8 protein-coding genes and 1 pseudogene are annotated in these 13,186 nt (G+C 48.1%); 1 reads left to right on the plus strand and 8 read right to left on the minus strand.

Annotated elements, in window-relative coordinates:
* Together DTHIO_RS06310 and DTHIO_RS06315 are read right to left on the minus strand one after the other, a co-directional pair.
* The coding region (locus DTHIO_RS06310) for an Rpn family recombination-promoting nuclease/putative transposase (protein WP_008869498.1) at window positions 1-297 on the minus strand (297 nt) is incomplete at its 3' end.
* Window positions 298-367: 70 nt separating this feature from the next.
* A complete protein-coding gene (locus DTHIO_RS06315) occupies window positions 368-1,288 on the minus strand; it encodes a transposase (RefSeq protein WP_008869499.1) in 921 nt (306 codons plus the stop codon).
* Window positions 1,289-1,447: 159 nt separating this feature from the next.
* Here DTHIO_RS06315 and DTHIO_RS06320 point away from each other — a divergent pair, with 159 nt between their 5' ends.
* A complete protein-coding gene (locus DTHIO_RS06320) occupies window positions 1,448-2,449 on the plus strand; it encodes an Rpn family recombination-promoting nuclease/putative transposase (RefSeq protein ID WP_083803981.1) in 1,002 nt (333 codons plus the stop codon).
* A gap of 789 nt (window positions 2,450-3,238) precedes the next feature.
* Here the strand turns inward: DTHIO_RS06320 and DTHIO_RS22320 are convergent.
* From DTHIO_RS22320 to DTHIO_RS06350, 6 genes and pseudogenes are all read right to left on the minus strand, one after another.
* A pseudogene (locus DTHIO_RS22320) lies at window positions 3,239-3,420 on the minus strand (Rpn family recombination-promoting nuclease/putative transposase); the annotation flags it as partial.
* Between the two features lie 256 nt (window positions 3,421-3,676).
* The gene (locus DTHIO_RS06330) at window positions 3,677-4,246 is read right to left on the minus strand and encodes a right-handed parallel beta-helix repeat-containing protein (RefSeq protein ID WP_161598642.1); all 570 of its coding nucleotides are present in this window, start codon (window positions 4,244-4,246) and stop codon (window positions 3,677-3,679) included.
* Window positions 4,224-8,939 (minus strand): trypsin-like peptidase domain-containing protein, encoded by a 4,716-nt coding sequence (locus tag DTHIO_RS06335; protein WP_008869503.1) that lies wholly within the window; start codon window positions 8,937-8,939, stop codon window positions 4,224-4,226. Before DTHIO_RS06335 ends, DTHIO_RS06330 begins: the two co-directional genes overlap by 23 nt.
* Before the next feature lie 767 nt (window positions 8,940-9,706).
* A complete protein-coding gene (locus DTHIO_RS19610; RefSeq protein ID WP_008869504.1) occupies window positions 9,707-12,046 on the minus strand; it encodes a CAP domain-containing protein in 2,340 nt (779 codons plus the stop codon).
* A 642-nt stretch (window positions 12,047-12,688) separates the two neighbouring features.
* Entirely contained in the window at window positions 12,689-12,922 is a 234-nt protein-coding gene (locus DTHIO_RS06345) for a hypothetical protein (protein ID WP_008869505.1), read from the minus strand.
* Window positions 12,923-12,945: 23 nt separating this feature from the next.
* Window positions 12,946-13,164: a hypothetical protein gene (locus DTHIO_RS06350; RefSeq protein ID WP_008869506.1), complete on the minus strand. Its 219-nt coding sequence runs from the start codon at window positions 13,162-13,164 to the stop codon at window positions 12,946-12,948.
* Between the last annotated feature and the right edge of the window lie 22 nt (window positions 13,165-13,186).

A 13,186-nucleotide genomic window follows, 5' to 3' on the forward strand; every position in this document is an offset into this window, starting at 1 on the left:
GATATAGCGTAGCAGCTGCAAAGGCAAGTCAGGATCAGAAAAACTCTTATGTTCGAAAAGGAAATACACCTTCACTGACTCGTCTGAATCCACCAAGGGGATGGTGACCAGGAGGTCTGAGTAGTAGCCTTTCAGGTGTTTTTGAACAAAGGTGTCCTTTTCATAGACCATCTGCTTAAGGTCCAGGCGGTTCAGAATATTTGCAGGCAGAAAGTTTCCCAGAAGATTCAGGGCGTTTTTTCTGTCTGAAAAAACATTCTTGAATATCTTGTCGTGAGCTTGCTTAATTTTAGACATGTTTTGATAATACAGCTCAAGGTGCTTGGCAAGGACAATCTGGAAATGCCAACTTTACAAAAAGTTGAGCTCAAGATTCACCAAGCCGCTTCATAGAATACAAACCCTCCACACCACCAACGGGAGTAAATTTGCGTTCATCCTTGGAACCCAGCAAGTGCTTGACCTGGTCGAATACCTCCTGCACAAAATCCTTCCCGCCGATAACACCGGAATCGGTAAAATACCGGCATCTGTATCTGAAACGCTCTACTCGGGATATCTTGTAGCCTTTTTTCCTGGCTTTTTCCACAACCTTTTGATCAATGGTTTTGCCTTTTCCGGCATCCACAGCGCCGGTTTCATACACAAACTGCCTGTATTTGCGGACAATCTCTTTGGGGTCCTGCTCGTTCCACTCCTTGAGCCCGAAATCTATGGATAAGAAACCATCTTTATTGCCGGTCTGGGTATGGTAACCAAGTGAACTCCAGCGGTAGTCTTCCGGCTTTTTGACTATTCCGGCCCGTATAGGATTCAAGTCTATGTAGGCCAGCATGTTCACCAGGGTGCTGCCTTCCTGTACGATCATGCTTTTAAATCGCTCACCCCAGAAGAAGCCCCGTCTGTTATGCCTCTTGTTGTAATACCTGGAAAAGGTCTGCTTGATCTCTCGGACGAACTCGGAAAGATCTGTCCATTTCTTGCTGAACTTTTCCATCTCCTGGTCACCAAAATGAACATCCTCTCCATAGCGCTTGACAAATCTTTCCTGGACCTCCTGCCTGGTAGCGTAGTCCCTGGGATAAATCTTTACTGCCAGGTGCCAGTGGTTGCCCATAATACAAAAACCGAGCACTTCCACAAAATAAATGCTGCTGAAATACTTGATAATCTCCAGAAGGCGGTTCTTTTCGATATCGCCCAAAGGCAAGCCTGGCAGAGCTGTCCGGGATATCACATGGTATACAGTGGGCCTGTGAGGCAGAGTGAATCTGGCGTTTCTTGGCATGGTGAACCTCCTTGGGTGAGGGTTGATGTCTATGGAAAAAAAATAGCCGAAATGAGAATAAAAGTCCAGTATTTTTCGTCTGTCCCGTTTATTCAGTTTATTCACTGCCACCTATAAATTCTCCTTGCCTACCTGAAGACTATGCTTTATTCTTCCCTTATGAGTGATACAAGCAAATACCACGATCACACTTTCAGGGCGATACTGGGGCGAGAACCCGTGGCAAGGGATTTCGTGAGGTATCATCTGCCGGAAGAGATAACCAGGGACATGAACCTGGATACTGTCAAGGTATCCTCCAGGTCATATGTCAGCGACAATCTCAAAGAGAGCATGACCGATATCGTGATCACCCTGAAGCTCAATACTGGAGAGCCCGCTGAAATATACATATTGGTAGAGCACAAGAGTGATCTGGATGCCTGGACCAAGATCCAGCTATTCAAATACATGAACGAAGTCTGGCAGAGCTTTATCCAGAAGAAAACCGGAACTCTGCCGATCATAGTTCCCCTGGTTTTTTATCACGGAACAGCCAGGTGGAATTATAGCCTGGAGTTTTCTGACCTCTTTAATCTACCGTCTGAGCATTACAGGAAATATATTCCGAAGTTTGAACATCTCCTGCATGAAGTCCCGGAAATCAATAAGAAGAAGGCCAAGACCTCCATTACCCTTGAGGTTTTTCACCTGGTCCTTGAATACATATTTTATCCGGAAAAAAGAGATCAGATATATGAAGCTTTAGAGCTGTTGTTTAAAGGTTTGGATGCCAAAGAGGCTCATGAAATCTTTGCAATTTTGATCAAGTATTTGCTTATAGCCACAGATGAAACGCCCGAAGAGGCAGAAGAGAAGGTTAAACATCTTCCCAAAGGAGGAGAAACCGTGAGAACCACAGCAGAAGTATTGGAAGAACGAGGTTACAATAAGGCCATTAAGGAAAAACCTATATGGGAAAGACAGGCAGAGCTAAAAAACGCTAAAGAAACCCTCATAGATGTAGCTGGAGACTGCCACGGCCCATTACCGAATTCTCTCCAGGATAAAATCAAGTCCATAGAGTCCATTGATAACCTGCGGACCTTAACCAGAAAGGTTTACAAAACCCAATCCCTCGAAGAATTTACCGAGCTCGTAAACAGAGCAGCGCATAACTAACCTCGAACATCCCTAATTCACCAACAGGCCACGCTGATTAAGTCGGTGTGGCCTTTTTTTTGTCCCTCCAAATAATCTTCCTGAATCGATTTTTTCGATGCCATGCCTTAGCCCCAGGACACAGTTGGAGCCGGTGAGACCGATGCTCTGACAGTGGCAGAGGGTGAGTCTGAAGCCACCTATGAAATAGAAGACCTTGATCCCGGTGATTATGACGTATCCGCAGAAACAACATGGTATACTGTGGGACGATCATTGCAGATAAAGCCGGCTATTCGGGACATGGAACACCTCCTTCAAGGCTTACGGTTAAGCTGTTGAAACAACATACATCGAAAACCAGCTAAGTTGTCAACTAGCCTGTCCCCGTCCCCACTATTTACGGTCTCACCATTAGGATTTACACCAAGGCCTGCATCGAAGGTGTCATTGTTTTCTGTACCTACAAAGTCCTCTCCACGGTCGGCACCTTCAGTCAGGGTGAAAAATGCAACTTATTGAAAATGCCCGTGTTTCCTGGGCTGAAAGTGGTTATTTTGGTAGGAGATAAAAAAGAGGTCTCAACATGCCCTCAAAGCAGAAGCAAAAAAAGTAGGGAATTTTGTCTATAACTCAAAAATAATACTATTATTTCAGATAGTTAATGATAAAGAGAGGGCCATTTTCTGCCCTCAACATGCCCTCATACAGAAACCATTTTCTCAAAGGTAGCATACACCAGCTTTCTTTTTTCAAAAAGCCAGAAATATAGGTGGCCATCCTTTTGGTTAAGGACAGCCACCTTGGCAGTTAATGTTGAGTAGCCCGATTTACGAGCTCGGTAAACTCTTCAAGGAATTGGGTTCTGACCACCTTTCTGTTCAGTGCGCTTTTAAGTTCTCCAGAGATTGAATGGACTTGATTTTCTCGTGGAGCATATCGGGTAGAGGACCGTATGCTTCTGTGGCTACGTCTATAAGGGTTTCTTGGGCCTATTTTAGTTCAGCTTATTTTTCCCATTTATCCTTTTTCTGCTTGTGGTTCTTCCTCTATGGCCTTTTTCAACCTGCTATCCAACTCCTTCAGACTATTCGCCAGGCCATTCAGGATGTTACTGGTTTGAGAAGTCGGAATAATCAGGGTTCCTGCATCTACGCTCTCGCTGCACAGCTCCACGATGGGTCAGCTTAATACGCAGGTTTCCATTCGACAAAGTCACTTTACTGATTCCGCCTGTGAATACATGCATCATTTTACTCCTTTATCTCGTACATATAAAACAGGTTCGGAATTATCCTGATATATTGAGTCCGTTGTGGTAATTTTATCTTCGCTATAAACTGCTCCACCTCTCCAGCGGGCCTGGTTATGCTCAAAACGGCTTCTTTGTATATCTACCCTTCCTCCAGCATACACGGCTCCACCAAATTCAGCTGCGTTATCTAAAAATTTGCAGTCATTAATCACCAGGTCTCCCAGATGGTAAACCGCACCGCCACGTTCTGAGCCTACACCAGTGCGCCCACCTGAAAAAGTCAAATTCTCAAGGGTAATTTTTGCCTTAGAATCACTGCGCAGCAAGTGGTTGCGACCATGACTGGTTAGTTCTGCTGGAGCACCGGTAAGGCGTAAATCACTGGAACCATCATACACAAAGGGACGGCCAATGTCTGAAATGGAAGACGCAATTCTAATTACAAGTTCTTTACCAGCCAGATTATCCGGGTCTTCAAGGGCATAGCGCAACTCTTCCTTGTCATGGACCCGGTAATGAGCAGTAGTACATCCCACGAGACTAAGCAGCAAAATAGAAATCATCCATCTCTTCATCTCTAATTCCCTGGATTGACACCTCAGCTGGTACTGCTTCGGCTACATCGGTTTCAAAACCCTCATTCAGGTTTAGAGCCTTATCCAGTCCCATATCCCGTGGACCTTCCACATAGTCCAGTTCTGTGAGATAGCCGTAATCCTGTACAATGTCTAAGGCCCAATCGTAGGCAGCAGGGTCCAGAGTCGCTGCTACTGGGTCTGCTCCACTATGACCTACATAAGATCCAACAAACTGGTAATCGTTATCTTCATTTTGGTAAATAATTGGAGAACCGCTGGCCCCGCCTGTAGAGGACAAGGACTGAGTAAAACTTAGCCCCCCGCTTTCTTCGCCATACCCATCATAACCCCAGATATAGTCGGTTACTGTACCTTCCGAAGTCCATTGGAAATACGTAGAATTTCCAATATGATCTGTTCCCTGATCAAGGTCTCTGGAAGGGTATCCCGAAAGAAATACTGGTTCACCAGTCAAATCACGTTCGCTACCCCTGGCATTCCAGAACCAGTCGAAGTGTCCGTCTACTTCCCTATCTAGAGTGACTATAGCCATATCCGTATCCGGCCATTTGTCTCCCCATTCATCTTTTTGCAGGTAAGCGTGCTCCCCCCTCAACAAGTTACCATCCTGCTCTTCGGTGATTGTTCCACCATTTCGACCCAAGTAAAAATCAACAGAGTTCAGTTCAGACAAATCAGAATGCCAATCTTCTTCCGACAACACGTGGGCATTAGTCATAATATGTCTGGGGCTAATCATAAAGCCGGTTCCAGTGCCTAATGTTCCTGGATCAAGCCCATCATGGTCAACAATGGTATGCCCAATCATATCAAAAGGAGGCTTGTCAGTGTCAGCCCACTGCCACTGGAATTCCCGGTTTTTTTCGTCTTCATACAGGCCGAAAGTCTTAGTATCAGATTCTACCTCTGCACCTTCAACCACCCTTACCTCTAAGTACACAGCTCCGGGTTCAAAACCCAAGGTGCTATCAAAAATGCCTGTGACCTCTTCCACAGAAGGAGTGTCTTTCTCAAGATCTACAGTAACAGTCGCGTTTGCCCCATTCTGGCTGATTGTAAACTCAACCTCTTCTGCGTCCCTGGTATGCTCGACTATAGCATCTATCTGAACACTGGAACCTACCTCTCCTGCGGTGATTATGTCTATAGACTGGATGGCGAGTTCTTCAGGGGCAGACCCAGCAAAAGGACTGAAACTATCCCCATCCTTAAAATCAACCAGGTCAACAGTAGGATCCACGTAGTGCGTGCCGTAGTACTCGGACACGAACCGATAACCGTAGTCAATTCCGGTATCCCCGCCAAGAGTCACGTCCAGCCTACCGTTGGGCAACTCAGGGAAGGCATCCAGATCCACCCTCTCCATTTCATAATCTTCCATTTCGCCTTCCAGCAAAACTGTATCATAACCTTCTGTAGAGCCAATGAGCACATTGGTGCCCCTGTAGCCAAACAGGGTATTGTCGCCTTCATAGCCCCAGAGGATGTTGTTGAGGCGATTGCCCGTGATCTGGTCATCACCCTGCGTGCCCACAACCGTCTGAATGGCCGGCTGGTCTATGGTACCAATGGCTTCCAGGATTGCAGCGGTCACATCGTCTGTCCTGCCGGCCAGAGGTACTATGCTGCCCCGGCCTATATAATCCAGGAGCTCTTCATAGTCGTCTCGATACCAGTCATAATTCTGGAGCAGGATCACGGGGTAGATGTCAGCCCCATCCAGAGCCTCCTTGACCTGCGTCCGGGTGGGGAAGTCCTCACCTGTCCCTGGAGGGCCAATGACGTCCGGAGGATTGTCTTCATCGCCTTTCCAGCGCCTAAGAGTCGTGGTGCCGTCATTGGGCGGAATCTCCTGTTCGAGTGTCTCATTCATGATTGGGCCTTCATGGAAATCAACATCTGTTGCGATGATAGCAACCTTGGTCGCACCTGCCCTGAACCCGATACTGTTTTCATAGGTATCATCATACGGATTACCCCGAAGGCCGATCTGCTGCAGGGCGGAGAGCTGTGATTCGGGGGCATCACCCCCCCACCGCACTTCCATAAGTTCGTCGTCAAAGACTGCTTCCACAAAACGGTCTGCATTGCTGGTCATGTCCAGCTTTTCTTCAAAGGGGTATTCGGGGGTGTCGCCCCCGCCGCCCCCCAGTGTGGTATCAAATACATCCTGCAGGGGCTTATCAATGAAGCCACTCAGGCCGAAGTTTGTGTTGGGCTGTACTTCTCGAAGCTGCTCCATGAGACTTGGATCATCGCCATCAGGGTCCACATGACTGCGCAGAGTGGCGACATCCGTTCCAAATGAGCCGGACAGGTCCTGGGACAGATGCACATCCAACGCACCCCGCCCAGCAGCTTCGCCGCCCACCACTACAGTGATGCCAACAGCTTCGTCTTCTCCAGTGCCTCCCTCTCTCAGGTCCAGGGCGACTCCCTCGGAAATAAGGCTCAAATCCAGTATATCATCTGATGGAGATGCATGGATGGTATTATCGCTGCCCTCTTCAAGGCGGTATATATTCTGGCCGCCACCGCCCTCGATTACGTTGCTTCCGCCGCCGGGAAGAAAAAGCTGGTCGCTTGTATTACCCACAAGGTAATCATCCCCAGGACCACCTTCTATAACGTCAGCATCCCTGTCGCTATCCCTGACTTCATCAACTTCTCGAACTCCGCTTCTATCCGAGTCCGCACCGTCTGCATCCTTAAGGCCCAGACCTCGCTCCACCACCATACCTTCACGAAGATCAAGGGCTCCCTCCCGGGCCGCAATGGTCCCTGTACCTGAAAGCGACCGAACTCCGCCCAGACTGGATATGGATGCACTCACACCCTCTGCTACATGCAGGCGGGAAACCCCAGAAAATTCACTGAGATCAATTTCAACTGCTTCACCGGAAACCACGCGCAAAGTACTGCCACCGTCACCTTTTATGAAATCCATGCCCTCTATATCTGAGGCATCCGCAGTAACATCGGAGTTAATCTCAAGAAAATTGACATTTTCCAGCTCAAAGTTGCTGATATCAGCCACACCATAAACATGCAGGGTATTGGTGCCGCCTGCTCCGTTTATGACCTGAGCGGAACCACCTGCGTCTTCATCAAAATTATAACCAACCAGGTCAGTCAACTGTGTCCCTAAAAGAGCAGTATGCTCAGGCTCGTTGGTTTTGCTGGCGCCTCGAAGGTCTCCCACAACCACAAAATGATCATCCCCGTCTGTACCCATGAAGGTATTTACTTCATCGTTGCCGCGCACGGCAATATTGCCTGTGTTGTCCACAAAAACAGATTCCTCCACATCCAGACTCGAGACATGAGCCCATATAGCGCCGCCGGGTAACCCGTCCTCATGGTTGCCCCCGGACAGGGTCAAGTCATCAATGGTTATATTGTGATCAGGGGCATCCAGTTCGAATATGCGGGAGTGATCCTCCGCATCCAGGGTAACATCCCCGGTAATGGTCAAATCATGGTCCAGATCATAGCTCAGGGGACCATGCGACTCAAAACCCTCTCCTCCAATATCTGCCTGAACATGAATGATCAGCTCTCCTTCCGGTCCCAATAAATCATCGCTGTCTTCCAAGGCTTTTTGCAATTCCTCATAAGTACTTACTTCGTATCCATCCGGGCTCACCTCAAAATCCAGTTCATATTCGGCGTCTGCTTGCCACCACCATTCACCGGTTTCATTGTTCACCCGTACATAATATTCCCCGGGGGCCAGTTCTGTCTGGATTAAGTTTTTATCTGCCTTCACGGTTTGCAGAGAGTCCCCTTCATCACCCTCGCGCAAAAGATCCAGGGAAACATTTCCCGTGGCTTTGAGTCCTACTTCGGCATCTACGTCCAGCTCAAATTTATAGAAATGGTCTTCACCTGCAGGGACTTCTTCCTGGAAAGTTTTGCCTTCTTCACTGACAGCCTCCCAGATATCTATAACCCTGGCTGCATCAGGGTCTTGGCCCGGCTCATCCGGGCGTCCCGCTTCAGCAGTGTTCAGGCCCAGGCTGTATTCGGTCTTATCCTGCCACCACCACCTGCTATCCTGGTGCTCCACTACTACCTTGTACTCGCCGGCATCAAGTGAATCTTTTTGAAGAAAATCTTCACCTTCCTGCAACTTTTCGCCCTGGCTATCTTTGAGCGTTAAAGAGACACTGCCGGTTGCTTCAATATCAATTGCCCGGGCTTCATCCAGTTCAAACTGGTAATAATGACTGCCATCCCCGGGTTGAAGGGTAGCCTCCCTGTCTTCTTCAAGGACAAGCTCAACTGCTTCATCAGGATCATCGGCAGGCAAGAAATCCAAAGGGGTAATATCCAGGTGGTATTCGGTCTTATCCTGCCACCACCAACTGCCGGCTTCATTTTCCACCTGGATGTAGTAACTCCTGCCTTCTTCAAGACCCCCGTAACGTATCCCCTGATCTCCACTTGCCAGAGTATTACCATCTTCATCCTGAAGCTCTACAGAGACATCGCCCTTGGTTACATGGATCTCCATAGCGGATTGATCGGCATCAAACTGGTAGTAATGGTACTCTTGAGGCGAGAGATGAAAAGCAAAGGACTTTTCCTGGGTTAATTCAATCAATCTGGCCTCATCTCGAGTGCCACCAGGATAATTCGTACCATCAGAACTCATGCTTACCTCCTTTAAGTTAGTGAATAGAATTGTGGCTTCAAAAATAAAAAAAGCCCGTCTCCGCCATCAAAGGCAGAAACGGGCTTACAAGTCTGTGTATGTCACAGGCTGATTGACAGATCCAGGGCCTGGTGCAGGGACCAGCTCTGCTCTATATGGCGGATTAGAAACATGAAAATCATATAGTTCCCCTTTTGCTTAAAGCCTCCCGTACTTTAACTGCACGTAAAGTGCAATATTTTTTTACGATAAATCGGCTGACTGGAAATTCCCAGTTGTCTGGCTGCCTCTGCAAGGAAGGGATCTCATATAACCACCCCCGGGCCTTAAGAAGTATGGGAGTATGGGCGTCAAGATATCTTCACGCCCACGCAAAATGACCGCAGGAGCGGTCGAAAAAAGTTCCCACGCAGAGCGTGGGAACGTAACCATTCAGGGGAAGCCTCAATCGGCCTGGGGACAGTCCCCGCGACACTTTTCTGCACCAAATTCAAAAATTGCAAACGCAAAGTTTTGTGAACCTGCACATTTAGTACTTAGCGAGGGACAGTCCCCAGGCTTAGTGCCAGTAATCGACACCGAGGACCCCCTGAATGGTTACGTGGGAACGATAATATACCCCCATACACCCAAACTTTCTTCCTGAAGGAAGGGATTTCATACAACCTCCCCCGGCCCCTCCTTGGCTAAGGAGGGGAGTTTACCGCGGAAAAAGAGGCCCCTACGGGACAACATCAGAAAGTGGTGTATTGGAGTATTGTGTCAGCTTAGACAAACTCACTCACTCCAAAGGTGTCATCTTCCTTTTCTACTCCCATAAACTGTATTTCCTGGATGGAGGGTTCAGAAGATTCAGTCCGGTTTTGTAAATCATCAGGCTCCAGTACCAGATCCACCAGGACATTTTCATCGGGCATGGTAAAATCCATTTCCACTTTTTCTTCAAATTTATCATGGTTAAAGGTAAGCAGATAATCTCCAGGTTCAAGCTGCATGGCATAACCACCGGAATCCCAGGTAGTAGTACCCTGTCCTCCAACCTGAATCTGGACATCTCCCAGACCTTCTCCCGGCTTGTATGCCCCTGAATCATCAAGATCCTGAAACACAGTACCGGTTAGAAAAGGCGTATCACTGGTATGAGCAAATTTGACAGTTGACATGTATACAGTATTGTTAGCATAGTCTCCAAGCAGAGAGCCCACGCCGACTTCCATAAATGACTCGCTCATGGTGTTTTCACGATGACCAGATGAAAGAAACAGGTTTTCATGCTTTTGAGCGATGAGTTCATCCATACCCTCTGTGTAGCCCGTTAAAGCCAGATTTTCACCCCAGCCCCAGGGCGGATCGGTATTGTAGTCCGTATCCTTTATGCGATCCTCCACGGAGCTGCCTCCTTCACCGGTGTGATCAAAAGTATCGTTATCCAGCATCCACTGTGAATGTTCTCTGGCTGCCTGCGTCAAATCCGGGTTGAAGGCCAGGGGCTGCTTCATGTCTGGAGATATTTCATCTTCAGGAGAAATGTCCTGATTGAGATCTATACCAAACAGATCGGCCTCGGCTTCCGGATCCAGTCTGGCCCGGTTTATAAGAGTTATCATGTACTGTTCGTAGTCTGTCGGAAAATGACTTTCGACTTCTTGCGTTGAAACCGACAGGGGTTGCGTTTCTGCAGTCTTCTCTGTCGGAGTATGTTCCACTTTTATGGTCTGATCGTCATTACCAAGAGTAAGCTCTGTTCCCTGCGCCAAATCAACCACCAGGCCGTAGTCTGCAAAATCTGAGAAGGAAACTACCTGATCCTCTGCCACCTGGTAGCTCTTGGTTACCTCCAGATCACTCAGATCCAGTTCCTGGCCTTCTATGTACTCCAGGTCCGGCTGGGTGGTTATTTCTATTCCAACGACAAAGTCCTCAATGGAAACATTTAGCGTGCTCTGCGATGAAACAATATCCGCATTGTCCGCATCAGCTGTCACGTCTATGGTGTATTCTCCGGCATCCTCTATCACCAGGTCTTCAAATGTAACCGTGGTCTCTGTTCCTTGGAGAGAGTCTACATCTATGGTCTCTTCTATCTCAGTACCAGCTATCGTCAGGTCCACAGTCAGGTTTTCAGTCTCAACATCTGCCAGTTCCTCTATATTCACATCTACTGAGAATTCCTGGCCTGGCTCCGGCTCTTCCGGGGTAATGTTCATAAAATTAATCTTTAACTCGGCAGCAGACTCACCTTGCACTGTCCACTCCTGGCTGAGACCTTCCTGCAATGCACCATCAAAAAAAGGAGTAACCCCCAACTCTTTACCGCCACGTTCCGCCGTAAAATACTCATCCCCCAGCCTGTCTCCACGGACCCAGCCGTTGCCCACAGCGGTGTCAACGGGCTCTTCGTCCACCTTGACCTGGAACCAGATAGTATCCGCAGTGACTCCGGTTGGAAGGTTGTAGCTGAACATTTCGCTCAAAGGGGTATCTTCTTCCACGTAAGCTTTGTCTATGCTTAATTCATAATGCTCGGCCCTATCCACCATTTGAGTCTGAGCTTTATCTGTATGCAGCTCGCCTGCGTAGAACGGAGTAACCTCCAATTCTTTACCGGCATGTTTTGCTGGAAAATACTCACCCCCCAGCCTGTCTCCACGGACCCAGCCATTGCCCACAGTGGTGTCAATGGGCTCTCCCTCAACCTTGACCTGAAACCAGACCTCACTGCTGCTGACAGGGGTATCGAAGCTGAACATATCACTGAGCAAAGTGTCTTCAGAAACCACATCCTTTTCAATTGCCAGCTCAAAAGTAATTTCCTCGGGAAAACTCATTTCCGTTGAGTGCTCCCAGGAGTTCAGCTCATCAGTATAGGTCTGCACATACAAGGTGTTATGCCCTGCCTGGTCTACTCCAACGGTAAGATCATCAAGACCGTCTTTTGATACCCAGCCGTCGCCTACCATAGCTCCCCGGACTACCTCACCTTCATTATCCAGTTTACCGGTCCACAATCTGTACCAGGAAGTCTGTTCCTCATCCGTGTTGGCGAATAGATCTGTAAATGGTGTACCAAGGGTTATTTCTAAGTCTTGGTTAAACTGAATAGACATAAGTCACTCCTTCAAAAATTTGTTGAAGCGGAAACCGGTAATTCCAAGCCAAGCGCTTCTCCCCTTTAAAAGGGGCAACCGTCAACTCTTCATAACCTTTAGGAAGCAAGTAATAACAACCTAATGCGGGCTTTGCCCGCAACCCAAGAAACAAAGAAACCTTAACCGCCCGTTCGAAGACTCACTAAAGACGCAAAGGTCGCAAAGGAAGGCAGGAAGATTTTTTTCATTTGCCGGGTGTACCCCGGTTAAACAGGCTTCGCTTTTAACGGGGCAGGCGGCAAATGAAAAGGCAGCCTTGTCCAAAACCGTGTCCCGGTTTTGGACAATACACCTGCTTCGCGTCTTTAACTTTGCGTACTTAGCGTCTTTGCGGTTCAAAGGCCTGCCACGCTTCTTAGCGTGGTTCTTGTTTTTTATGACAGGGTTTCAGGAGTAAGCCACTATACGTTGTCTTTCCCACGCTCTGCCTGGAAAAAATCTTCGGACGCTCCGTGTCCAAAAGAAGAATTGAAAAAAATAGCAAACGGGGCTCTATCAATTACTTAGTCTGCTGCTCCCGGGCATCTTTCAACCTGCTATAGTCCTTGAGGGTGTGAGAGTAAAAAGCCAGCAGAGTCATCCCCCACTGGCCTACATAGATCAACTAAGCTCTTCGATCTCTTCTGGCTCTTCCTCTCTGGCGGCCTTGAGCTTTTCATCCAGCTCCCTGAGACTGCTTGCCAGACCGTTCAGGAAGTTACTGGCTTGAGAAGCTGGAATAATCATGGTTCCGGCTTCCACCTGGGAATCATCTGCACCACGCTGGGTCAACATAATTCTCAGATTTCCATTGGACAGCGTCACTTTACTGATTCCGTCTGCAAATACGTGCATTGCAAATCCTTTTATTTTGAGGGTTACTGCTGAGTCTGCTGCTCCCTGGCCTCTTTCAGCTTGCTATCCAATTCCTTGAGACTGTTCGCCAGACCGTTTACAAAGTTGTTGGCCTGACTCGCCGGAATAATCAGGGTTCCGGCCTCTACTGTTGACTCGTCTGCTCCACGCTGGGTCAGCTGAATACGCAGGTTGTTATTTGACAAAGTCACTTTACTGATTCCATCTGCAAATACGTGCATCTTGACTCTCCTTTGTTTTTTG

Source organism: Desulfonatronospira thiodismutans ASO3-1, from assembly GCF_000174435.1.
GTDB lineage: Bacteria > Desulfobacterota > Desulfovibrionia > Desulfovibrionales > Desulfonatronovibrionaceae > Desulfonatronospira > Desulfonatronospira thiodismutans.

Excerpts from the sequence above, each read along its gene's own strand:
- DTHIO_RS06345 (WP_008869505.1), bottom strand. The coding sequence starts at position 12,922 with ATGCACGTATTTGCAGACGGAATCAGTAAAGTGACGCTGTCCAATGGA.
- DTHIO_RS06315 (WP_008869499.1), bottom strand. The coding sequence starts at position 1,288 with ATGCCAAGAAACGCCAGATTCACTCTGCCTCACAGGCCCACTGTATAC.
- DTHIO_RS06330 (WP_161598642.1), bottom strand. The coding sequence starts at position 4,246 with ATGATTTCTATTTTGCTGCTTAGTCTCGTGGGATGTACTACTGCTCAT.
- DTHIO_RS06335 (WP_008869503.1), bottom strand. The coding sequence starts at position 8,939 with ATGAGTTCTGATGGTACGAATTATCCTGGTGGCACTCGAGATGAGGCC.
- DTHIO_RS19610 (WP_008869504.1), bottom strand. The coding sequence starts at position 12,046 with ATGTCTATTCAGTTTAACCAAGACTTAGAAATAACCCTTGGTACACCA.
- DTHIO_RS06350 (WP_008869506.1), bottom strand. The coding sequence starts at position 13,164 with ATGCACGTATTTGCAGATGGAATCAGTAAAGTGACTTTGTCAAATAAC.
- DTHIO_RS06320 (WP_083803981.1), top strand. The coding sequence starts at position 1,448 with ATGAGTGATACAAGCAAATACCACGATCACACTTTCAGGGCGATACTG.